This is a genomic window from Bacillus sp. B19-2 (genome assembly GCF_022832475.1).
Lineage (GTDB): Bacteria > Bacillota > Bacilli > Bacillales > Bacillaceae > Bacillus > Bacillus paralicheniformis.
This window is the reverse complement of sequence record NZ_JALHKQ010000001.1, coordinates 721390-743007: the sequence shown is the minus strand read 5'-3', so window position 1 is coordinate 743007 and position 21618 is coordinate 721390. Positions and strand designations below refer to the sequence as shown.

The window sequence follows — 21618 nt, the reverse complement described above, 5'->3', positions numbered from 1 at the left end:
GCTATTCCTTATCTCTCAAAATGAGGGCATTTTGCTGGAAGTAGCACCTTACGCTTCACACGCAGGTTGCCGGGTTTCATCGGACCAGTCCCTCCACCGCTCTTGATAAGTTTGCTTTTGTTATTTTAAAATTTTAGCACAATTCGAATAAAAGTCAACCCGACTTTTTTTATAGGATTAATAAAAAATAAAAATAATCCGATTTTACTATTTTTAAATCTGTAAAAAGACGCAAAAAAAGCCGTTCTCTCATTAGGAGAATACGGCTTTTTTCATTAGTCCATCCAAGACTTGCTTTCAGGGTCCGCTTTCCATTCTTTCAGTTTGGCGGCATCCTGTTCGCTGATATATCCGCCGGCAAGCGCAGCTTCTGTCAATGTATCGTAATCAGTCAGCGTGCGGTATTCAACGCCCGCTTCGCTGAAGGCGGCGGCGGCTTTAGGAAGCCCGTAAGTGAAAATCGCGGCGACACCGAGCACTTCACATCCCGCCTCTGTGAGAGCGGCTGCCGCTTCAAGGACGCTCCCTCCCGTTGAAATTAAATCTTCGATCAAAACGACTTTCTGTCCTTTTACAACAGCGCCTTCAATTTGGTTTCCTTTGCCGTGGGCTTTCGGTTTGCTTCTGACGTAGCACATCGGCAGGCTCAGCCTGTCGGCGGCAAGCGCGGCATGGGGGATTCCCGCGGTTGCCGTACCGGCGATCATTTCGGCTCCGGGAAACTTGTCTTGAATCAGTCCGGCAAGCCCTGAAGCTATATCATTCCTTACTTCCGGATATGAAAGCGTCAAACGATTGTCGCAGTAGATGGGCGACAGGATGCCGCTCGCCCATGTAAACGGCTCGTTCGGGCGCAGGAAAACCGCTTTGATTCTTAATAAATGGTTTGCAATGTCTGTTTTCATGCCTTGGTTCCCTCCCACTCATGTCCTATTCTTCTGTAGGCTGACACAGGATCTTCCGCCTGTGTAATCGAACGGCCGACAACGATCGCCGACACGCCTTTTTCCCTTGCGTAGCCAGGTGTCGCCACCCGGACCTGGTCGTTGTTTTTGTCATCCGCCATGCGAATTCCGGGTGTCACGGTCAGAAAATCTAATGACGCGGCCCGGTAAATGTGTTCGGCTTCATGGACGGAGCAGACGACGCCGTCAAGTCCGCTTTTTTCAGCCAGCTTGCTGTAGTGAACAACTGTATCGAGAAGCGGCGTTTCAATCAGCAGCTCATGCTGAAGCATTTCTGAAGACGTGCTTGTCAGCTGGGTCACAGCAATTAATGAAGGGCGTTTCCGGCCTGCCGGAGTCCCCGCTTCAAGGCCTTCAAGCGCCGACTCCATCATTTGCTTTCCGCCTGCTGCGTGCACATTGACAAGGCTGACGCCAAACCCCGCCAGCCTTTTCATCGCCTTGTATACGGTCGTTGGAATGTCGTGGCATTTTAGATCAAGGAAAATGCGGCAGCCGCGCTCCTGCAACTTTTCAAGGATGGCCGGTCCTTCCTGATAAAAAAGCTCCATGCCCACCTTCACGAAAAGCTCTTCTCCATGAAACCGGTCCAAAAACGCATATGTTTCCTGTGCTGATGCAAAATCAAGCGCGATGATGGGCGGCGTATGTTTCATCCTTCCAGCTCCTTCCGACACACTCGTTTAACGAATGGTATCCGTATTTTTCTAAAACGCGCGGCAAATCGGCGATGATGTCGGGACAAGCAAACGGATTAACGAAGTTTGCCGTGCCGACGGCGACTGCGCTCGCACCCGCCAGCAAAAACTCAAGCACATCTTCGGCTGACTGGACACCGCCCATGCCGATGATCGGAATGCTGACTTTCTGGCTGACTTCATGCACCATTCTGATGGCCACCGGTTTAACGGCAGGGCCCGATAACCCGCCGGTTTTGTTCGCCAAGATCGGCTTTCCCGTTTTTAAGTCGATCCGCATCCCGATCAGCGTGTTGATCATCGTCAAACCGTCCGCTCCCGCTTCTTCTATGGCAAGCGCGATGTCGGTAATGTTCGCGACATTCGGCGACAGCTTCACATAGACGGGGACGCTCGCAACCTCTTTCACCGCTTTCGTCAGCTCGCCGGCCATTTCCGGCTGTGTGCCAAAGGCGATGCCTCCCGTTTTCACGTTAGGGCAGGAAATATTCAGCTCGAGCGCATGAACGTTCGGCGCTTTGCTGATTTCTTCAGCCACTTCAACATAATCGTCGATCTGCGAGCCGGCGACATTGGCGATAATCGGTGTGTCGAACTGTTCAAGCCATGGCAATTCGCGTTCCATGACAGCCTTTAATCCCGGATTTTGCAGGCCGATGGCATTAAGCATGCCGGCTTGTGTCTCGGCGACGCGCGGCGTCGGATTCCCGAAGCGCGGTTCGCTCGTCGTCGCTTTAATCATGATCGCACCGAGACGTGAAAGATCGTAAAAGTTCGCAAATTCTCTCCCGAATCCGAAGCAGCCTGAAGCCGGCATGATCGGATTTTTTAATTGAAGGCCCGGCAAATTGACTTCAAGCATCATAACAGCACCTCCTGAGCTTTGAAAACAGGGCCGTCAAGGCATACCTTCACATAAGAAGTTTCGCTTTCTTCCGTATGGCAAACACAGGCAAAGCAAGCGCCGATCCCGCATCCCATGCGCTCTTCCATCGACAGATAAACCTCTTTATCCGGATAGCGCTGTTTTAAAGCTTTCAGCATCGGTGTCGGTCCGCAAGCCATTATGCAGTCAAACTGAAGCCCCTCGTTTTCAATGACATCTGTAACAAACCCCTTTGAACCGCGGGTGCCGTCTGCGGTTGCCACATACACCCGGCCGAAACGGCTGAATTCCTGTTCGTAAAAGACATCTTTTGCAGAAGCAAATCCTAACACATGGATCGTGTGCACCCCTCTATTTGTCAGCTGTTTGCTCAGCTCGTAAAGCGGCGGAACACCGATCCCCCCTCCGACGAGAAGAGCCGTTTTCCCCGGTTCAAGCGATTCAGCCGGAAAACCGTTGCCGAGCGGACCGAGGACATCGATCTGATCTCCTTCCTGTTTTAAAGACAGGAGGCTCGTGCCTTCCCCATCCTTGCGAAAGATGATGGTCACCTGCCGGGCGGCTCTGTTGATAGCGGCGATGCTGATCGGCCGCCTCAAAAGCGGCGTGAGGGAGTCTGAGACCTTGATGTGAAGGAACTGGCCGGGAGCGCCGCAAACTTCGGCAATCTCCCCTTCCAGCACCATTTGATAAATATGATCCGCGATACACTTGTTTGAACGGACTGTCATATACCCTTTTCTCATCTGACGGCCGCCTTTTGCTCGATTTTAATCGCCGGCATATGATCGGCGCGGAAGCTCATGCTTTCTAGCACCCGCAAAATCGCTTCCGCCGTATCAAGGGATGTCAGGCAGGCGACTCCGTTTTCAACGGATTCGCGTCTGATTCTGAAGCCGTCTCTTGCCGGCTGCTTCCCTTTTGTCAGCGTATTGACGACGAACTGCGCTTCCCCGTTTCGAATGACATCAAGGAGATTTGTGCCTTCTTCGCCGATTTTCCCGACGGTTTTAACAGGTACGGATGCGTCTCTTAAATAGCCGGCCGTTCCTTCCGTAGCCAATATTTTATAGCCGATCGCATGGAACCGCTTGGCGATCAATAGTCCTTCCTCTTTATCTTTATCAGCAACTGTCAGGAGAACAGAGCCGTAGTTCGGAATTTGGATGCCTGAAGCGATCAGTCCTTTGTATAGCGCTTTTTCCAAAGTGCTGTCTTTGCCCATGACTTCCCCGGTCGACTTCATTTCCGGTCCGAGCGTGATATCCACTCTCCTCAGCTTTGCAAACGAGAAGACCGGCACTTTCACATATACGCCTTCCTGCTCTTTTTGGAGGCCTTCTGTATAGCCCATATCGGCAAGCTTCCCGCCGAGAATCACTTTTGTTGCAAGATTGGCCATCGGAATGCCAGTGATTTTGCTGAGAAACGGCACCGTGCGGCTCGATCTCGGGTTAACTTCAAGCACGTAAACCTCCTCTTTTGAAAGGACAAACTGAATGTTGAGCAGGCCGACGATGTTTAAGCCTTTTGCAAGCTTAATCGTGTATGCTTCAATCTTTTTCTTGATGTCCTCTGAAAGGGATTGCGGCGGGTAAACGGCAATCGAATCCCCCGAGTGGACGCCGGCCCGTTCGATGTGCTCCATAATCCCCGGAATGACGACCGTTTCACCGTCAGAAATCGCATCCACTTCAATTTCCTTTCCGGTCAAATATTTATCGATCAGGACAGGGTGCTGCGGATTGATTTTCACTGCATTCTCCATATAATGGAGAAGCTCTGCTTCCTGGTAGACGATCTCCATCGCACGTCCCCCAAGTACATACGATGGGCGGACAAGCACCGGATAGCCGATGTTGGCTGCGATTTCAACGGCGCCTTCCACAGATGTCGCCGTTTTTCCGAGCGGCTGAGGCACATGCAGCGTTTCAAGCGTCTGTTCGAACTTGTCGCGATCCTCGGCGCGGTCCAAATCTTCAAGAGATGTTCCGAGAATGGCGACGCCCCGCTCCGCGAGCTCGTCGGCAAGGTTGATCGCAGTCTGTCCGCCAAACTGAACGACGACGCCTTTCGGCTGCTCCAAATCGATGATATGCATGACATCTTCAACAGTAAGCGGCTCAAAGTAGAGCTTGTCGGAAATGCTGAAGTCCGTTGAAACCGTCTCAGGATTGTTGTTGATAATGATTGCTTCATAGCCGGCTTCTTTTATCGCCCAGACCGAATGCACGGTCGCATAATCGAATTCGACCCCCTGGCCGATTCGGATCGGACCCGAGCCAAGAACGATGACGCTGTTTTTGTCTGTTCTGACCGATTCATTTTCCTCTTCATATGTGCTGTAGAAATAAGGTGTTTCCGATTCAAATTCGGCCGCGCATGTATCAACCATTTTATATACAGGCGTGATGCTTGCTTCTTTTCTAAGATCATAAAGCTTTCGTTCAGGCATCTCCCAGAGAAGGCTGATGAAGCGGTCTGAAAAACCGAGCTCTTTTGCTTCTTTTAAAAGACCGAGGTCGCCGCGCCCGGCTTTCAGCCTCTCTTCAAAGCGAATGATTCCCTCAAGCTTGTGCAGGAAGAACAGGTCAATTTCCGAAAATTCGTGGAGATCGCTGACTGTGTATCCTCTTCTAAACGCTTCGGCCAAGTAAAAGAGCCGTTCGTCTCCCGCTTTTTTAATCCGTTTTTCAAGCACTTCATTTGAGATCTCACCGGCATCTTTCAGCTCCAGGTGATAGACATCCGCTTCAAGAGAACGGACCGCTTTCAGGAGTGATTCCTCCCACGTTCTTCCGATCGCCATCACTTCGCCCGTCGCTTTCATCTGCGTGCCGAGCCTGCGGTTTGCCGATTCGAATTTATCAAACGGCCAGCGCGGTATTTTTGAAACGACATAGTCGAGCGCAGGTTCGAAAGACGCGTACGTTTTTCCTGTAACAGGATTCATCATTTCGTCAAGAGACAAACCGACGGCGATTTTAGCGGCCAGCTTTGCGATCGGATAGCCCGTCGCTTTTGAGGCAAGCGCTGATGAACGGCTGACCCGTGGGTTTACCTCGATGATGTAGTACTGAAAGCTGTCCGGATCAAGCGCCAGCTGAACGTTACAGCCGCCTTCGATTTCTAGCGCGCGGATGATTTTCAGCGATACATTGCGAAGCATTTGGTATTCGCGGTCGCTCAGCGTCTGGCTCGGCGCGACAACGATACTGTCCCCGGTATGAATCCCGACCGGATCGATGTTTTCCATATTGCAGACGACGATCGCGTGATCGCTCGAGTCTCTCATGACTTCATACTCAATTTCTTTGTAGCCGGCGATGCTCTTTTCAAGCAGACATTGATGAACCGGGCTCATTTTTAAGCCGTTTTCAACAATTTCCTTCAGCTCGTCTTCGTTTGAGCAGATGCCTCCGCCTGTTCCGCCAAGCGTGTATGCCGGCCGGACGATGACGGGGAAGCCGATGCGCTCGACGAATTCGTGCGCTTCCTCGAGCGAGTGGATGATCTCGCTTTCCGGAACCGGTTCATTCAACTCATTCATCAGGCTTCTGAACAAGTCGCGGTCCTCCGCTTGTTGGATCGCTGCCAATTTCGTGCCGAGCACTTCAACGCCGCACTCAGCCAGGATGCCGTGCTCGGACAGTTCGACCGCCAAGTTGAGGCCCGTCTGCCCGCCCAATGTCGGCAAAATGGCGTCCGGCCGCTCTTTGCGGATGATCCGTGTTAAAAATTCAAGCGTCAGCGGTTCGATATATACACGGTCGGCCATTTCCGTATCCGTCATGATCGTCGCCGGATTCGAGTTGACGAGAATGACTTCATAGCCTTCTTCTTTTAAAGCGAGGCAGGCCTGTGTGCCCGCATAATCAAATTCCGCCGCCTGCCCGATAATAATCGGCCCTGATCCGATCACCAAAATCTTTTTGATATCTACGCGTTTAGGCATACCGCTTCCCCTTCTTTCTCTGTGGTTTCAATCATGTGTAAAAATTGATCAAATAAATGGTTGGCGTCTTCCGGTCCCGGTGAAGCTTCCGGATGGTATTGAACTGTGAAAGCCGGTTCGTGTTTATGTTTAAGCCCTTCGATTGTGTCGTCATTAATCGCCACATGTGTCACTTCAAGCGGCGTGTTTTCAACAGAAGATACGGTATAGCCGTGGTTTTGAGCCGTAATTGATACTCTCCCGGTTGCAAGCTCTTTAACCGGATGGTTGGAACCGCGGTGTCCGAATTTCATTTTCGCCGTCTTTGCTCCGCAGGCGAGGGCAAACAGCTGATGGCCGAGACAGATGCCGAACAATGGAACCTTGCCGAGAATGTTTTGGATCATCGCAATCGCTTCAGGTACGTCCGTTGGATCTCCGGGTCCGTTTGACAGCATCACGCCGTCAGGCTTCAGCTGCATCACTTCTTCTGCCGTTACATTGTGAGGAACAACGATCACATCGCATTTGCGCTTGTTCAGCTCCCTTAAGATGCCGTGCTTCATTCCGAAATCGACAAGCACGATTCGCTTCCCTCTCCCAGGGCTCGGATATGCCGTTTTTGTTGAAACTTGGCTGACCTGATCGGTCGGAAGGTTCGATTCTTTCAGCTTTTGAACCAAAGCCTCAGCATCTTCTTCCGGGCCGGCGAAAACCCCTTTCAGCGTACCTGCCGTTCTGATCATTCTTGTCAGCTTTCTCGTGTCAATCCCTGAGAGTCCCGGGATGTTCTTCATTTTTAAATATTCATCAAGGGTATAAGCAGAGCGCCAGTTTGACGGAAGTTGACATAATTCCTTTACGATAAACCCTTTTACATAAGGGGTGATGGATTCAAAGTCGTCTCTGTTGATCCCGTAGTTCCCGATCAGCGGGTAGGTCAGGGTGACAATTTGTCCGCAGTATGACGGGTCTGAGAGGATTTCTTGATAGCCTGTCATCCCCGTGTTGAATACGACTTCTCCCATCGTATTTTCCAGGCTGCCGAAAGCTTCCCCTTCAAAAATCGTTCCGTTTTCTAGTACAAGACGTCTTTTCATTTTACAAGTCTCCCCTCTTGGTAAACGAGTTTTCCATTTGCCATTGTCATAACCGGCCAGCCGAAGCAGCTGATGCCGTCAAACGGCGTGTTTTTCCCTTTAGAAAGAAAGGTGCTTTTGTCAATTTTTTCTTCGCGTTCAAGATCTATGAGCGTAATATCCGCGGACCTTCCGGCTTCAAGCTTCCCGTAAGGAAGTCCGAACGCCTCGCAAGGTTTGACCGTCATATAATCGTGCAGCTGTTTCAGCGTCCATTTGCCTGTTTTGACAAAGTGCGTGTAAAGGAGCGGAAAAGCCGTCTCCAAGCCGACAATCCCAAATGGCGCCAGGCTCATCGTCTGTTGTTTTTCTTCTTCTGTATGAGGGGCATGATCCGTTGCGATAAAATCGATTGTTCCGTCTCTAAGCCCCTCAAGGAGCGCTTCTCTGTCTTCCGGACTTCTGAGCGGCGGATTCATTTTATAATTTGTATCAAGACCGGGAATGTCACTGTCTGAAAGGAGCAGATGGTGCGGCGTCACTTCCGCTGTCACGCGGATTCCCGCTTTTTTGGCATCGCGGACGACCCTGACCGATTCCTTCGTGCTGATATGACAGACATGGTAATGGCAGCCTGCCGCTTCGGCAAGAAGCACGTCCCTTGCGATGTGAACCGCTTCGCACACTGAAGGAATCCCGTTTAAACCGTTGGCTTTGGCAAATTCCCCATCGTGTACACTGCCGCCGTAAATCAATGAATTGTCTTCACAGTGGGCGACAATCGCTTTATCGATCGAAGCCGCTTTTTTCATCGCTTCATACATCATCCCCGCCGTTTGAACGCCGACGCCGTCATCGGTAAACGCGAACGCACCTGCGTCTGTCAGCCCTTCGAAGTCGGTCATTTCCTGACCTGTTTGTCTGATGGTGATGGAAGCATACGGCAGCACTCTGACAGATGCCGTTTCGTCAATGCGGTTGACGAGCCACTCCATCTGCTCTTTCGTATCGGGGACAGGCCGCGTATTCGGCATTGCGGCGACAGTTGTAAACCCGCCTCTCGCTGCAGCTTTTGCACCTGTTTCGATCGTCTCTTTCTTCTCGCCGCCCGGCTCTCTGAAGTGAACGTGAAGGTCAACAAGCCCTGGCGAGACGAAAAGTCCATCGGCATCGATAACCGTTTCTCCCAAAGCGGCCTCAAGGTTTCCGATTTCGCTGATTGAATCGCCTTCAACCCTGATATCGAGTTGTACTTTTTCGCCTTTTTCGTCGAGTATGAAGCCGTTTTTAATTAAATAAGACATAAGCCTGATCTCCCCTTTTTTTGTTTTTGCCGTTTAGAAGCGCTCTTTTTAAAACCGCCATTCTGATATATACACCGTTTTCCATTTGTTTGAAAATCCTCGACTGAGCGGATTCGACAAGCGCACTGTCAATCTCGACACCTCTGTTGACAGGCGCAGGGTGCATGATGACCGCGTCTTTTTTCAGGAGCTCCGCCCGCTTCAGCGACAGTCCGAAAGTTTCAAGATAATCGCGTTCTGCCGCCTTTTTCTCATGACGTTCGTGCTGAATCCGGAGAAGCATCACGACATCCGAATTTGCGACCGCTTCGTCAGGCGACACATATGTCCCATAGGGATTGTCTTCATCCCGCCATTCGGCTGGACCTGAGAAAAGAACCTTTGCTCCGAGTCTTGTCAGCACTTCGGCATTCGACCTTGCCACTCTGCTGTGTTTGATATCTCCGTGTATAGATACCGTCAGTCCTGCAAAACTGCCCCATTCCTCGTGAATCGTCATCAAGTCGAGCAAAGATTGAGTGGGATGCTGACCGCAGCCGTCTCCGGCATTGATCACCGGAATGCCGACGTGTCCGATGAGTTCATCATAATAATGATCTTGAGAGTGTCTGATCACACATACATCAGCGCCGATGGATTCGAGTGTCTTGACGGTATCGTACAACGATTCTCCTTTTTGTACGCTTGTTGAAACACCGTCCAGGTTCAACACATTCATGCCGAGTTTCTTCTCAGCCACTTCGAAGCTGAAGCGCGTTCTTGTGCTCGGTTCAAAAAACAGATTGGCAGCAAACTTTCCGGAGAGGACGGAATCGGACTTGCCTTTTTTCAGCTCTCTCGCCTCTTCAATCAGCTCGTGAATATCCTCAAGACTAAGCTCATTCATTGCGGTCAAGTGTTTCATTTTTTCTCCCCCTCAGGCTTTAATTTCCCGTAAAAAAACCCCAAGCTATAACGGCTTGGGGTACAGTGAATCAGAGAATGCGCTTTTTAGCACTTCTCTCTCCGCAACCCTTTCAAGCCTCTCTGGACTTCATTTAAAAGGTTTTTAAATATGCTCTTCTATTTCAATCCCGTCCTGATCTCCCTTTGATTCAGGCAGGACAAGGTTTAAAATCACTCCGACGATCGCTGCAAGCGCCATGCTTGACAGCTCGAACCCTGAGATTTTGATAAATGCGCCGCCCACTCCGATGACGAGAATGACGGATGAGATGATCAGGTTTCGCTTGTTTTCTAAGTCAATTTTGTTATCGATCAGCATGCGCAGTCCGCTTGATGCGATGATACCGAACAGGAGGAAGGAAACGCCTCCCATGACTGCAGAAGGGACAGAACTGATCAGGGCCGAAATTTTGCCGATAAACCCGAAGCACAGTGCAATGACAGCCGCTCCGCCGATGACAAATACGCTGAATACTCTTGTGATGGCGAGTACGCCGATGTTTTCTCCGTAAGTCGTTGTCGGCGGTCCGCCGATGCATGATGCCAGCATCGTTGCGACGCTGTCGCCGAAAATCGAGCGGTGAAGCCCGGGCTTCTTAATGAAATCCTGACCGACGACTTTGCTTAATACCATTTGGTGGCCGATATGTTCTGACATGGTCACGAAAGCAACGGGCACCATGGCGATTCCGATTCCGACAGCCGCCGCGCTCGGCGTATAGTCGACAAACGGAATGACGAAATCAGGAACAGCAAACCATTTTGCGTCAAGTACCATCTGGAAGTCGACGATGCCTTGGGTCAGGGCGAACAAGTACCCGCCGATAATACCGATCAAGACCGGAATCAGGCTGAAAAACCCTCTTAAGAAAATCGCGCAGATTATGGTGAGCGCGAGTGTGAATCCTGCGACGCCAAAATGTTTGGCGCTGTAGACGAGCTCTTTTGCTCCAGAATCTTCATACATGGCCATATTGACAGCCGTGCTTGCCAGTCCGAGTCCGATGACGATAATGACCGGACCGACGACAACAGGCGGCAGGAGCCTCATCAGCCAGTCCGTTCCAAGCTGCTGGATGAGCAGGGCGATCAGCCCGTAGGCGATGCCTGCCATAAATGCGCCGATCATGGCCGCACCAGGGCCTCCGGCGGCTTTTGCCGCGATAATCGGTGCAATAAATGCAAAGGATGAACCTAAGTATGCCGGGATCTGTCCTTTTGTAATCAAGAGATACGCAAGCGTCCCTAGCCCGCTCGTAATAAGGGCTACGCCCGGGCTTAAGCCTACAAGCTTTGGCACGAGGATCGTCGCCCCGAACATGGCAAACAGATGCTGCAGGCTGAAAGTTATCCAATTCAAAGGTTTTGGTACTTCTCTGACACCGAGGTTCACTTTTTTCTGACTCATATTTTTTCCTCCTGATGGTTGACTCACTGTCTATGATGTCTTCATATCCTGAAAAGATTGCGCCCATTAAAAAAGCCTCTTTGCTTAAATTGCGCAAAGAGGCAGACAAAGATCCGCCGCATGATGAGGCGGCTATCTTTCGTTCTATCCCTCTTTGCAAACTCACTGGAATGCATTTAAAAAAGGATTGTCATTCACTTTTTATAAATCGCCGCAAGGTCGCGTCCGTCAACTTCTTCCAATTGAACCATGACCTTTTCGGTTTTCGATGTCGGAATGTTTTTCCCGATATAATCTGCTCTGATCGGCAGCTCTCTGTGGCCGCGGTCGACAAGCACCGCGAGCTGGATGGATGAAGGCCGCCCGACATCGACGAGCGCATCCATGGCCGCTCTGACCGTCCGTCCCGTGTAAAGCACGTCATCGACGACGATCACCTTTTGATCGGTGATGTTCGCCGGAATGTCCGCTCCTTTGACAAGAGGCTCTTCATTGGACGTTTTTTTGGAGAGATCATCCCTGTAAAGGGTGATGTCAAGCTCTCCTACGGTGACTTTGTTTCCTTCGATTTGCTCAATCCGTTCGGCAAGCCGTTTGGCCAGATAAATGCCTCTCGTTTTGATTCCGACTAGGATACAGTTGTTCATTCCTTTGTTTCGTTCAATCATTTCGTGGGCGATTCTTGTCAGCGCCCTTCTGATCGCCTGTTCGTCAAGCACAACAGCCTTTTCTTGTTCTTGCATGGCCAGCACCCCGCATCTTTTAAAGGATAAAACAAAAACCCCTTCTGCATAAAGGCAGAGAGGGGTCTTTAAACGAATTCATTGATTCGCTTGTCCGGTATCCTTCTCAGCCTCTCTGGACTGTGTTAAAGAATCTGATTTAACTGCATTTATTATTTCAAAAAAGAAAACGTCTGTCAACGTTTATTTCGAATTTTGTCGAGGAGATTTTTCATGTCGTCAGGCAGAGGCGCCTCAAATTCAACATATTCTCCCGTACGCGGATGGTCAAATCCCAATACGCCCGCATGCAGCACCTGGCCGTTGAAATCGACCGTCTTTTTCGGGCCGTATTTCGGATCTCCAGCCAGAGGAAAACCGATATATTTCATATGCACGCGAATTTGATGGGTTCGCCCCGTTTCAAGCTGACATTCCACAACAGTGAAATCGTCGAACCGTTCGATCACTTCAAAATGAGTGACGGCATGCTTTCCATTTTCCCTTGTGACCGTCATACTCTGCCTGTCTTTTTTATCCCTGCCGATCGGCGCGTCGATCGTCCCGTGGTCATGTGAGATGACGCCGTGGACAAGCGCGGTGTATTTTCTCGTCACCGTTTTGTTGACAAGCTGATTCACGAGCGATTCATGCGCCATATCGTTTTTGGCAACCATCAACAGGCCTGAAGTGTCCTTGTCAATCCGGTGGACGATGCCCGGCCTCATCACGCCGTTGATGCCTGACAGATCGTCACAATGCGCCATCAAACCGTTAACAAGCGTCCCCGTCAGATGGCCGGGTGCCGGATGAACGACCATTCCGCGCGGCTTGTTGACGACCAGGACGTCCTGATCCTCGTAATAAATATCAAGATCCATCGGTTCAGCCGTGACATCCAGCGGTTCCGGTTCGGGAACACGGACTGACACCGCATCCCCTTCCTGAACTTTATAATTGGCTTTGACCGCATTTCCGTTCACCAGCACGCGGTCTTCTTTAATCCACTGCTGCACCTGAGTCCGCGACCAATCCGCTTCAACTGCGGTCAAGTACTTGTCAATCCGTTCACCTTTATGTTCTTCATGAACGGTCATATCATAATGCTCCATGTTACAGCTCCTTCTTCTTCTTTCCGTCTAACAGCATTTGTATAAATAAGAGCAGGACACCGACGCATAAAGATGAATCGGCAATGTTGAAAATCGGATAATGATAATTGACGATCGTCACGTGTATAAAATCGACAACTTCTTGCCTGAACACGCGGTCGATAAAATTGCCGACAGCACCGCCAAGCATCAATCCGAGAGCGGTTCCGAGCAGGATTTGTCCTTTGGCATGTTTTTGAATGTAGTAAACAATGCCAATGATAACCGCCGTGGTAATGATGTAAAAAAACCACATCTGTCCGGCCAAAATGCCCCATGCCGCGCCTGTATTCCTGTGCGACGTAATTTGAAAGAAACCGTCGATGACGGGAATGCTTTCACCGTACTCCATTTTGCCGACGACCAGCCATTTTGTAAATTGATCGATACCGATAATAAGCAGTGCAATTATGTAATAAGGCACAAACCGTTCCTCCAGTTTCTGTTTCTCTTCATTTAAGCATTTTAACAAGAAAAAGAAAAGGAGTAAAGGAATATTCATTGACATCCTGAAAGAGGGCAAAAGCCCTCCCCTCTTACAGAATGTTATGAATAGAGCGCCCGGTTGAACGTCTCATCCGTCTCAGCCCAAATAGGAAGCGTCTTTTTTTCAAACTGGGCATGATATAAAAAATCGTTCGCAGTGCGCGCGGTCGGCAGAATAGCCATTTTTTCCAGCGGAATTGCCTGATTCGTTTCTTCGCAAATACCGTATGTTCCGTTTTCGATTTTCGAAAGGGCCAAAAGCACGTCCTGAAGCTCTTCTTTGACATGATACATAAGTGTTGCCTGCTGATACGAATTGATGCCTTGAGAATCCTGCTGAAAAAAGGAGTATTCAAAAAGCCTTGCTTCCAGTTCTTCCTTCATTTGAAGAAGTTCGGTATGAATTGCCGCCAGCTGATCGTTCACGCCTACATCAACTCCTGCTCTTATCGTTTGTGACCTTAGTGTTACCGACAAAGCCGGTATCCAAGCCCAAAAGATTTTTCCTGACGTACAAAACGATGTCAGCAATGGCATCCTTTCTGCAGGATATGATGGCGGCAGCGTTCAGCCAGGACGCCTGGCGGTTAGCTGCCGATCCTTTTGATATCCGCGAACACTTACTTAGCAGGCCTGATAGGGTTTGGCGGCATACTAAAAGCGGTTCGGAAAAACTCCGAACCGCTTCGTGGTTAATTTTGATAATACGTCTTCACAATTCCGGCACAGCGAGGGCAAAGTTCCGGATGATCGGCATCCTGGCCGATTTCTTTGGAAACCATGCGGCATCGCTCACAAGTCTCGCCTTCTGCCTGAGCAACGACGATTTTTCCTGTTTCAAACGTCTGCGCATCTTCAGGCGCTTCGGCTTCCGTTCCGCCGATTGCAAGCTCTGACACGATGAACAGCTGTTTGACGTCTTCCTTGATCGAAGAAAGCAGCGCTTTTGCTTCTTCATTCGGATACAGCGTCAAGCTCGCAACCGAAGATTTTCCGATGATCTTTTCATTACGCGCTGTTTCAAGCGCTTTAAGAACATCGTCGCGAAGCTTCATGAAGCTGTCGAACTTCGCTTCCGTCTCTTTTGCATTCGGAATGTCTCTTGTTTCCGGCATATCGGTAAGCTGCACGCTTTTTTCCGATACGAATGTGAAGTGGCTCCACATTTCGTCCGCAGTATGCGGCAGGATCGGCGCAATCAGCTTGACAAGCCCGAGCAGCGTTTCGTAAAAAACGGTCTGCATGCTGCGGCGGTCTTTATGATCGGCGTGTTCAATATAAACGACGTCTTTGGCAAAATCCATATAGAATGAGCTGAGCTCGATCGCACAGAAGTTGTGAACAGCATGGTAAATGACCGCAAAATCGTATTCTTCATACGCTTTTTTAACTTTTTCAATAAGGCTGTTCAGCTTGATCAAAATGTACTGATCGACTTCGCGAAGATCTTCCACAGCGATTGCATCTTTCGCCGGATCAAAATCGGCAATGTTTCCGTGAAGGAAACGGAACGTGTTGCGGATCTTCCGGTACACTTCTGCGACTTGCTTTAAGATCGCGTCAGATACGCGGACATCTGCTTGATAGTCGACAGACGCGACCCACAGCCTTAAAATATCGGCCCCGAACTGATTCATGATTTTTGCCGGAACAACGACATTGCCGAGCGATTTGCTCATTTTGCGGCCTTCTCCGTCAAGGGCAAAACCGTGTGACAGCACACCTTTATAAGGTGCTTTACCCGTTACGGCAACGGCTGTCGAAATCGATGAGTTAAACCAGCCGCGGTATTGGTCAGAACCTTCCAGATACAAGTCCGCAGGTCTTACAAGATCCTCGCGCTCTTCCAATACGGCCTGATGTGACGAACCTGAATCAAACCAGACATCCATGATATCCTGTTCTTTTGTGAACTTGCCGTTCGGACTTCCTGGGTGAGTAAAGCCTTCCGGAAGCAGTTCATTCGCATCTTTTTCAAACCAAATGTTCGAACCGTGCTCCCTGAATAGTTCAGAAACGTGGTCGATCGTTTCATCCGTGATGATCGGCTCCCCGTTTTCGGCATAAAATACCGGAATCGGCACGCCCCATGCGCGCTGTCTTGAGATACACCAGTCACCGCGGTCGCGGATCATATTGTAGAGGCGCGTTTCGCCCCATTCAGGCACCCATTTTGTTTCTTTCACCGCGTCAAGAAGCTCGTCTCTAAAGTCTTTGATAGAAGCGAACCATTGGGAGGTCGCGCGGAAAATGGTCGGTTTTTTCGTTCTCCAGTCATGCGGATAGGAGTGGGTGATGAAATCGAGCTTCAGCAAAGCGCCTTTTTCTTCGAGCTGTTCTGTAATCGGCTTGTTGGCCTGATCGTAAAACAGTCCTTCAAAACCAGGGGCTTCGCTCGTCATATGTCCTTTTTCATCAACCGGACAAAGCACGTCAAGTCCGTATTTCTGACCGATGATAAAGTCGTCTTCCCCGTGTCCCGGAGCGGTATGGACGCAGCCTGTACCGGCATCTGTTGTTACGTGTTCACCGAGCATGACAAGCGAATCTCTGCCGTATAAAGGATGAACCGCGACGATATGTTCCAGGTCTTTTCCTTGAACGGTTTGAACGACTTCATGATCTTCAAAGCCGATCGCTTTTGCCACGCTTTCAATCAATGCGCTTGCCATCACATAGCGCGCGCCTCCGGCAGCAACGACGCTGTACTCCAATTCAGGGTGTACGGCGATGCCGAGGTTGGCCGGGATCGTCCACGGCGTTGTCGTCCAGATGATGATTTTTTCGCCGTTTGTTAATACACCTTTTCCATCTTTTACATCAAATGCAACATAGATAGACGGTGAGCGTTTATCATGGTATTCGATTTCAGCTTCAGCCAGAGCGGATTCGCTTGAAGGGGACCAGTAAACCGGCTTCTTCCCTTTGTAAATATAGCCTTTTTTCGCCATTTCGCCGAATACTTTAATTTGCTGTGCTTCAAACTCCGGCTTAAGCGTCACGTATGGGTTTTCCCAATCTCCTCTGACACCGAGCCGCTTAAATTGCGTTTTTTGGCCTTCGATTTGCTGCCATGCGTATTCTTCGCAAAGCTTGCGGAATTCGGCTACCGTCATTTCTTTGCGCTTCACTTTTTTGTTTTTCGTGAGCGCTGTTTCAATCGGCAGGCCGTGTGTATCCCAGCCCGGAACGTACGGTGCATGATATCCGCTCATCGATCTCGAACGGACGATGAAGTCCTTCAGTACTTTGTTGAGCGCATGGCCCATATGAATATCGCCGTTCGCATATGGAGGTCCGTCATGAAGCACGAACATCGGCCGGCCTTCGGTTCGTTTCTGAACGAGGCTGTAAATGTCCATATCTTCCCATTCCCCCTGAATTTCAGGTTCACGGTTCGGCAGGTTTCCTCTCATCGGAAAATCTGTTTTCGGCATTAAGAGCGTGTCTTTATAATCCATTACCATTCCTCCAAAACATCTTTTCTAAAACAAAAAAAGCCTTTTCATCCCATAAGGGACGAGAAGGCTTTGATCTCGCGGTACCACCCTTTTAGACAAGCCGATTCGGCCTATCCGCTCAAACATCGTAACGTGATGGGACGTCCTTTCCTACTGGACGGTTCAGAAAGGAAACTTGAGGGCTGATTCACAACGATTCCAACAATCCCGGGCTTACACCGCCCCCGGGTCGCTTTTATTGTTCTCAGAAATCAATGTCTGTCCCTCTCAAACGTTTTTCACTCAATTTATGAACGTATTATATGCGAACGGATGACGATATGTCAAGAACGCAAATGAAATTCTATTCTTTTTCATCCATAACGGCGTCTACTTCGTATTCAAGCAAATGATCCCAGTCGTCGTTTTTCAACAGGTCAAGCTGCGCTTCGATCAGCATTTGGAAACGGGTTCTGAACACTTTTGACTGCTTTTTCAGCTCTTCGATTTCCATCGCGATCTTTCTCGATTTTGAAAGAGACTCATTAATGATCCGGTCAGCGTTTTTCTCAGCTTCACGGATGATGAGCTTCGCTTCTTTCTCGGAATTGCGCTTTACGTCTTCTGCTGCTTCCTGTGCGACAAGGATCGATTTATTCAACGTCTCTTCGATCGTCGAAAAATGGCCGAGACGCTCGTCAAGCTCGTTCACCTTTGATTCAAGCTCATTTTTTTTGCGCAGAATGATCTCATAATCCTTTCTCACCTGGGCCAGGAACTCGTTCACTTCATCTTCGTCATAGCCGCGGAACGCTTTTGTAAATGTTTTATTATGAATGTCATTTGGCGTCAAAGGCATGCTGCCCACCTCCATTATTTTTCTTTATGTACACTTGTCCTAGTCAACATTATAAAGCAAAATTCGACCGGGCGGAGAAAAAACTGTTAAAACGCGTCATTTTTGTTTTTCAAACGTCAATCTCCATTTGCCCTTCTTCGTTTTGCCGTCAATGTTTTTCATCCTGAATCGGCCAAATCCCCGGATCGAAACCATATCCCCTTCCGCCAGTGCATATGAAGGGTCTTCGATGACTTTCCAGTTCACTTTCACGAGGCCGTTTTTCACGATAACCTGTGCTTTTTGCCGGGATTGTCTGCTCATTGCCGAGCAAATCGCATCAAGCCTCAAAGATGAAACCGTATCATCCCTTATTTCGACATCCTGCTCCGGTACTTTAAGCTTTGAAAGCGGAATTTTTTCAAGGGAAACTTTCACCTTGCCGATTTGTGTCAGCTGGGTGAAAACAAAATCAGCGACTTCTTCCGAACAGATAAACTGCCATGTCCCGTCCGAAAAGATCAGGTCGCCGAACTTTTGGCGCCTCAATCCGATGCCCATCAATGAGCCGAGAAGCTCGCGATGCTCGATGGAGGCGAATTTTTGCGGATAGATGACTTCCCAGCCCTGAAGCTGAAAATCTTCGGCAGACGGCTCGGCATATTCAGGGAACAGCACAGCCCTCTTTCGTTCTGCTTTAGGAAAGCCCCCGAAAAATTCAAGTCTCACGTCGTCCGACTGACCGATGACAGATTGCAGGATCACCTGTTCCCGCGGGTCCAAAAAATCGGTCAGCTTCATCCGGTACTGTTCCGCCACAATTCTTTTCCACTCAAGAGCCTGGTCGATAAACGGCTCTTCGTCTTTTCTGAAGTGCTGGTAAATATCGCTCATTGTCTTTCCTTTCTATGTAAAGAGGCCTGGCCTACAGCCAAGCCCGATACTCGGCCCGCAAAGATTGAAGGCACGCTCCTGAACCACGGCGCCGCTGCCGCCGGTAAGTGTTACGGGAGATCGGCATAATGTCTTTAAAAAGCGCCGAGCATTCTGAAAACCGCAAGAAGCCCTGCATCTGCGAACCGCAGGATGAAAATTGCCACAATCGGAGAAATATCAATCATCCCGAGCGGAGGAATGATCCTTCTGAACGGTTCGAGATAAGGCTCGCAAAGTGAAGCAAGCACCCGTCCGAATGAAGACTCCCTAGCATTAGGCACCCAAGACATAAAAATGTAAATAATGAGCGCAAACGAATAAACGGTTAGAAGAATACTTAAAACTCTATAAATATAAAATAGGATCATCTGTGATTTACCACCTCTGATGTTCTTCTTCTATGAGCTCGGAAATCGTACCGGAGACATCAACGTTTTCAGGCGTGCATAAAAAGATGTCCGCTCCGATCCGCTGAATATCGCCGCCGAGAGCATATACAGTTCCGCTCAAGAAATCAACGATTCTTTTCGCCTGATCGTGCTGAATGCGCTGCAGGTTCACGACGACGGCGCGGCGGTTTTTGATATGGTCTGCGATTTCCTGGGCTTCCGCGTACACCCGAGGCTCACTTAACACTACTTTAGAAGATTTCTGAACGCTTTGCAAACTTACGACATTCTGCTTCCCAGCCGCTTTAGACTGGTAGGCGGTTCTGTCTTTCGATTCATGCTCTTCAGGGATTTCCTCCCTGTCTGTTTCAATGTACTCGTACTCGTATTCCTCATCATCCAAGGAAAAAAAGTTTTTAAATTTGTTTTTCAAACTCATGATTGTCCACCTCCAGTTTCATTTCCGACTAAGGAAGATCCGATTCTGACGAATGTCGCGCCTTCCTCGACTGCGATCGTATAGTCGTTAGACATCCCCATCGAAAGCTCGCTGCACGGGGCGTTCCATTGACCGAGCCCGCGAACCTCGTCGCGCAGCTCTCTCAGCAAGCGAAAACAGCTTCTGATTGCCGTCTCGTCATCCGTAAAAGGAGCCATCGTCATTAATCCCGCAATCCGGATGTTTTCATATGCAGACAATTTTTTCACAAAAGGAAGAACCTCTTCTTTTGCCATGCCGTGTTTTGAAGATTCAAGGGATGTGTTGACCTGAACAAAACAGTCAATCGGTTTTTTTGCCCTCTTCTGAATCTCATCGGCCAAAGAAAGCCTGTCTAAAGAATGGATATATGAGACATGATCGATGATTGCTTTTACCTTTCTCGTCTGCAGGGTTCCGATAAAATGCCATACCGGTTCGCTGTCTTTCAAAGCGTCGAGCTTATGAAGCAGCCCGGTATCGCGGTTTTCTCCCAAATGTCTGATTCCTGCATCAAGCGCTGCCTGCGCCCGTTCCGGGGAAACATATTTCGTGACAGCGATGACGGATATTTCGTCGGGCGTTCTTCCCGCTTTGATACACGCTTCGTTGATCCTGTCATTTATATGTCGTAAATTGCTTTTTACATCCACCTGAAGCTATACCTCCTTTAATCCGATGAAGGACATCATCCGTCCGGTTTTTCCCCGGTCTCTCCGATGGGAGAAAAACAGTGAATGCTCGCAGCTTGTACAAAGGGAACTCACCTTAATCTGGCCGTTTGGAATTCCGGCGTGTACAAGCAGCTGCCTGTTCACTTCTTTTAATTCGAGACGGTACTCCCCTTCTTTTATCGTCAAAAAGGCTTTTTCTTCTTGCTGAAGAGGAAGATTTCTGATTTTGTCTATTACATGATCGTCGACAGTGTAGCAGCACGCGCCGATCGCAGGCCCGATCACGGCGTGGATGTCTGCGGGATTTGATCCTTCCCGGCTGACCCACGTGTCAACCATGCTGGCTGCAATCCCGAGCGCGGTGCCTTTCCAGCCCGCGTGAGCGATTCCGGCCAGCGAGCGGACAGGATCGTAAAAATAAACGGGAACGCAGTCGGCAAAGCAAAGCGCCAAAAACAGGTTTGGCCTGTCTGTATAAAGTCCGTCCGTAGCCTTCAGCGCCGTATCGTATCGGAAAGCGCCGCTGGCGCGATCGCCATCCGTCACTTTTTGAATCCGGTCTTCATGCGTCTGATCGGCAAATACCCAGTCGTGCAGATCGGTTTTTAAGATGTCGGCAATCTGTTTTCTGTTATTGATGACATGCTGTTCATGATCCTGAACGTGCAGCCCTGTATTCAGTGAGTGAAAAGGCGGTTCGCTTTCTCCGCCGTTTTTTGTCGTAAATCCGGCTGTGACGGCTCCGCCGGTTTCCGCCGTCTGATTCCATTCCTCAATCAAAAGCATTGACGGAGCATCAAGACGAAAGGGGTTATATGTATTCATGGTGATCAGCCTTTCGACAAACATCGTAGTCTTTCATCATATCGCTCCTATTTTAACACATCTTGATGCATTCGTTTAGTTTCGTTTCAAAAAACTAAACGAAATGTATTGTTTGCAACATTTACCGCCGTTTTTGCAGACGGTCTAACCGGTACGCAATAATGTTGAAAAAAGCAGGCGGATAAGGGCCCGCCGGTTGATCAGGCATCATCTCATATGCTTGATCAGCTTAAACGCACAAGAATCACATCTTCTCCAATTTTAACAATATTTCGCCACGGGATGACGATTTCCTCTTCTTTTCCGAAAAATCCGAAAACTTTCCCCGTTCCACCGATGACAATCGCCTGGATTTTGCCTGTCGTTACATTAATATCAATATCGCCGATGCTGCCGAGCCTTTTCCCGTTTGATACGTTAACGACATCTTTTATCTGGAAATCAGAAATGTTCATCATAT

The 21618-nt window shown here is 49.3% G+C and carries 21 protein-coding genes, 1 riboswitch and 1 other annotated feature; all 21 genes read right to left on the bottom strand.

Annotated elements, in window-relative coordinates; all coding sequences use genetic code 11:
• Nucleotides 1-5: 5 nt before the first annotated feature.
• Nucleotides 6-112: riboswitch (SAM riboswitch) on the bottom strand.
• A gap of 163 nt (nucleotides 113-275) precedes the next feature.
• The 21 genes from pyrE to MST20_RS03760 all read right to left on the bottom strand — a co-directional run bounded on the left by pyrE (nucleotide 276) and on the right by MST20_RS03760 (nucleotide 21616).
• On the bottom strand, nucleotides 276-905 hold the full coding sequence (gene pyrE / locus MST20_RS03860) for an orotate phosphoribosyltransferase (RefSeq protein ID WP_279599896.1): 630 nt from the start codon (nucleotides 903-905) through the stop codon (nucleotides 276-278).
• Nucleotides 902-1621: an orotidine-5'-phosphate decarboxylase gene (gene pyrF, locus MST20_RS03855; protein ID WP_165426949.1), complete on the bottom strand. Its 720-nt coding sequence runs from the start codon at nucleotides 1619-1621 to the stop codon at nucleotides 902-904. The genes pyrE and pyrF overlap by 4 nt, the downstream gene beginning before the upstream one ends.
• Nucleotides 1590-2525 (bottom strand): dihydroorotate dehydrogenase, encoded by a 936-nt coding sequence (locus MST20_RS03850; protein WP_243941148.1) that lies wholly within the window; start codon nucleotides 2523-2525, stop codon nucleotides 1590-1592. Before MST20_RS03850 ends, pyrF begins: the two co-directional genes overlap by 32 nt.
• Nucleotides 2525-3295 carry a dihydroorotate dehydrogenase electron transfer subunit gene (locus MST20_RS03845; protein ID WP_243940220.1) on the bottom strand — a complete coding sequence of 257 codons (771 nt, stop codon included), beginning with the start codon at nucleotides 3293-3295 and terminating at the stop codon, nucleotides 2525-2527. The genes MST20_RS03850 and MST20_RS03845 overlap by 1 nt, the downstream gene beginning before the upstream one ends.
• Nucleotides 3292-6504: a carbamoyl-phosphate synthase large subunit gene (carB, locus tag MST20_RS03840; protein ID WP_243940218.1), complete on the bottom strand. Its 3213-nt coding sequence runs from the start codon at nucleotides 6502-6504 to the stop codon at nucleotides 3292-3294. Before carB ends, MST20_RS03845 begins: the two co-directional genes overlap by 4 nt.
• The gene (locus tag MST20_RS03835) at nucleotides 6489-7583 is read right to left on the bottom strand and encodes a carbamoyl phosphate synthase small subunit (protein WP_065644089.1); all 1095 of its coding nucleotides are present in this window, start codon (nucleotides 7581-7583) and stop codon (nucleotides 6489-6491) included. Before MST20_RS03835 ends, carB begins: the two co-directional genes overlap by 16 nt.
• Nucleotides 7580-8866, bottom strand: a complete 1287-nt coding sequence (locus MST20_RS03830) for a dihydroorotase (RefSeq protein WP_243940216.1) — start codon at nucleotides 8864-8866, stop codon at nucleotides 7580-7582. Before MST20_RS03830 ends, MST20_RS03835 begins: the two co-directional genes overlap by 4 nt.
• A complete protein-coding gene (locus tag MST20_RS03825; RefSeq protein ID WP_243940214.1) occupies nucleotides 8850-9770 on the bottom strand; it encodes an aspartate carbamoyltransferase catalytic subunit in 921 nt (306 codons plus the stop codon). Before MST20_RS03825 ends, MST20_RS03830 begins: the two co-directional genes overlap by 17 nt.
• A gap of 144 nt (nucleotides 9771-9914) precedes the next feature.
• The gene (gene pyrP, locus MST20_RS03820; RefSeq protein WP_065644086.1) at nucleotides 9915-11219 is read right to left on the bottom strand and encodes a uracil permease PyrP; all 1305 of its coding nucleotides are present in this window, start codon (nucleotides 11217-11219) and stop codon (nucleotides 9915-9917) included.
• A 194-nt stretch (nucleotides 11220-11413) separates the two neighbouring features.
• Nucleotides 11414-11962, bottom strand: coding sequence for a bifunctional pyr operon transcriptional regulator/uracil phosphoribosyltransferase PyrR (gene pyrR / locus MST20_RS03815; protein WP_243940212.1), 549 nt, complete (start codon nucleotides 11960-11962; stop codon nucleotides 11414-11416).
• 176 nt (nucleotides 11963-12138) lie between these two features.
• Nucleotides 12139-13053 (bottom strand): RluA family pseudouridine synthase, encoded by a 915-nt coding sequence (locus MST20_RS03810; protein ID WP_243940210.1) that lies wholly within the window; start codon nucleotides 13051-13053, stop codon nucleotides 12139-12141.
• Between the two features lies 1 nt (nucleotide 13054).
• Entirely contained in the window at nucleotides 13055-13594 is a 540-nt protein-coding gene (gene lspA / locus MST20_RS03805; protein ID WP_279599895.1) for a signal peptidase II, read from the bottom strand.
• Nucleotides 13595-13638: 44 nt separating this feature from the next.
• Nucleotides 13639-14004 (bottom strand): TraR/DksA family transcriptional regulator, encoded by a 366-nt coding sequence (locus MST20_RS03800; RefSeq protein ID WP_075752924.1) that lies wholly within the window; start codon nucleotides 14002-14004, stop codon nucleotides 13639-13641.
• Nucleotides 14005-14270: 266 nt separating this feature from the next.
• The gene (gene ileS, locus MST20_RS03795; protein WP_243940206.1) at nucleotides 14271-17039 is read right to left on the bottom strand and encodes an isoleucine--tRNA ligase; all 2769 of its coding nucleotides are present in this window, start codon (nucleotides 17037-17039) and stop codon (nucleotides 14271-14273) included.
• A gap of 51 nt (nucleotides 17040-17090) precedes the next feature.
• Nucleotides 17091-17320, bottom strand: a binding site (T-box leader).
• Nucleotides 17321-17382: 62 nt separating this feature from the next.
• The gene (locus tag MST20_RS03790) at nucleotides 17383-17877 is read right to left on the bottom strand and encodes a DivIVA domain-containing protein (RefSeq protein WP_020451319.1); all 495 of its coding nucleotides are present in this window, start codon (nucleotides 17875-17877) and stop codon (nucleotides 17383-17385) included.
• A 96-nt stretch (nucleotides 17878-17973) separates the two neighbouring features.
• Entirely contained in the window at nucleotides 17974-18750 is a 777-nt protein-coding gene (locus MST20_RS03785) for a YlmH family RNA-binding protein (protein ID WP_243940204.1), read from the bottom strand.
• Between the two features lie 134 nt (nucleotides 18751-18884).
• Nucleotides 18885-19160 (bottom strand): YggT family protein, encoded by a 276-nt coding sequence (locus MST20_RS03780; RefSeq protein ID WP_065644081.1) that lies wholly within the window; start codon nucleotides 19158-19160, stop codon nucleotides 18885-18887.
• A gap of 7 nt (nucleotides 19161-19167) precedes the next feature.
• A complete protein-coding gene (gene sepF, locus MST20_RS03775; RefSeq protein WP_003181594.1) occupies nucleotides 19168-19620 on the bottom strand; it encodes a cell division protein SepF in 453 nt (150 codons plus the stop codon).
• The gene (locus tag MST20_RS03770; RefSeq protein WP_145653265.1) at nucleotides 19617-20312 is read right to left on the bottom strand and encodes a YggS family pyridoxal phosphate-dependent enzyme; all 696 of its coding nucleotides are present in this window, start codon (nucleotides 20310-20312) and stop codon (nucleotides 19617-19619) included. The genes sepF and MST20_RS03770 overlap by 4 nt, the downstream gene beginning before the upstream one ends.
• Nucleotides 20313-20318: 6 nt before the next feature.
• Entirely contained in the window at nucleotides 20319-21158 is an 840-nt protein-coding gene (gene pgeF, locus MST20_RS03765) for a peptidoglycan editing factor PgeF (protein ID WP_243940202.1), read from the bottom strand.
• Nucleotides 21159-21382: 224 nt separating this feature from the next.
• Nucleotides 21383-21616: a YlmC/YmxH family sporulation protein gene (locus MST20_RS03760; RefSeq protein ID WP_243940200.1), complete on the bottom strand. Its 234-nt coding sequence runs from the start codon at nucleotides 21614-21616 to the stop codon at nucleotides 21383-21385.
• Nucleotides 21617-21618 lie beyond the last annotated feature (2 nt).

Excerpts from the sequence above, each read along its gene's own strand:
- pyrE (WP_279599896.1), bottom strand. The coding sequence starts at position 905 with ATGAAAACAGACATTGCAAACCATTTATTAAGAATCAAAGCGGTTTTC.
- pyrF (WP_165426949.1), bottom strand. The coding sequence starts at position 1,621 with ATGAAACATACGCCGCCCATCATCGCGCTTGATTTTGCATCAGCACAG.
- MST20_RS03850 (WP_243941148.1), bottom strand. The coding sequence starts at position 2,525 with ATGCTTGAAGTCAATTTGCCGGGCCTTCAATTAAAAAATCCGATCATG.
- MST20_RS03845 (WP_243940220.1), bottom strand. The coding sequence starts at position 3,295 with ATGAGAAAAGGGTATATGACAGTCCGTTCAAACAAGTGTATCGCGGAT.
- carB (WP_243940218.1), bottom strand. The coding sequence starts at position 6,504 with ATGCCTAAACGCGTAGATATCAAAAAGATTTTGGTGATCGGATCAGGG.
- MST20_RS03835 (WP_065644089.1), bottom strand. The coding sequence starts at position 7,583 with ATGAAAAGACGTCTTGTACTAGAAAACGGAACGATTTTTGAAGGGGAA.
- MST20_RS03830 (WP_243940216.1), bottom strand. The coding sequence starts at position 8,866 with ATGTCTTATTTAATTAAAAACGGCTTCATACTCGACGAAAAAGGCGAA.
- MST20_RS03825 (WP_243940214.1), bottom strand. The coding sequence starts at position 9,770 with ATGAAACACTTGACCGCAATGAATGAGCTTAGTCTTGAGGATATTCAC.
- pyrP (WP_065644086.1), bottom strand. The coding sequence starts at position 11,219 with ATGAGTCAGAAAAAAGTGAACCTCGGTGTCAGAGAAGTACCAAAACCT.
- pyrR (WP_243940212.1), bottom strand. The coding sequence starts at position 11,962 with ATGCAAGAACAAGAAAAGGCTGTTGTGCTTGACGAACAGGCGATCAGA.
- MST20_RS03810 (WP_243940210.1), bottom strand. The coding sequence starts at position 13,053 with ATGGAGCATTATGATATGACCGTTCATGAAGAACATAAAGGTGAACGG.
- lspA (WP_279599895.1), bottom strand. The coding sequence starts at position 13,594 with ATGAATATTCCTTTACTCCTTTTCTTTTTCTTGTTAAAATGCTTAAAT.
- ileS (WP_243940206.1), bottom strand. The coding sequence starts at position 17,039 with ATGGATTATAAAGACACGCTCTTAATGCCGAAAACAGATTTTCCGATG.
- MST20_RS03790 (WP_020451319.1), bottom strand. The coding sequence starts at position 17,877 with ATGCCTTTGACGCCAAATGACATTCATAATAAAACATTTACAAAAGCG.
- MST20_RS03785 (WP_243940204.1), bottom strand. The coding sequence starts at position 18,750 with ATGAGCGATATTTACCAGCACTTCAGAAAAGACGAAGAGCCGTTTATC.
- MST20_RS03780 (WP_065644081.1), bottom strand. The coding sequence starts at position 19,160 with ATGATCCTATTTTATATTTATAGAGTTTTAAGTATTCTTCTAACCGTT.
- sepF (WP_003181594.1), bottom strand. The coding sequence starts at position 19,620 with ATGAGTTTGAAAAACAAATTTAAAAACTTTTTTTCCTTGGATGATGAG.
- pgeF (WP_243940202.1), bottom strand. The coding sequence starts at position 21,158 with ATGAATACATATAACCCCTTTCGTCTTGATGCTCCGTCAATGCTTTTG.
- MST20_RS03760 (WP_243940200.1), bottom strand. The coding sequence starts at position 21,616 with ATGATGAACATTTCTGATTTCCAGATAAAAGATGTCGTTAACGTATCA.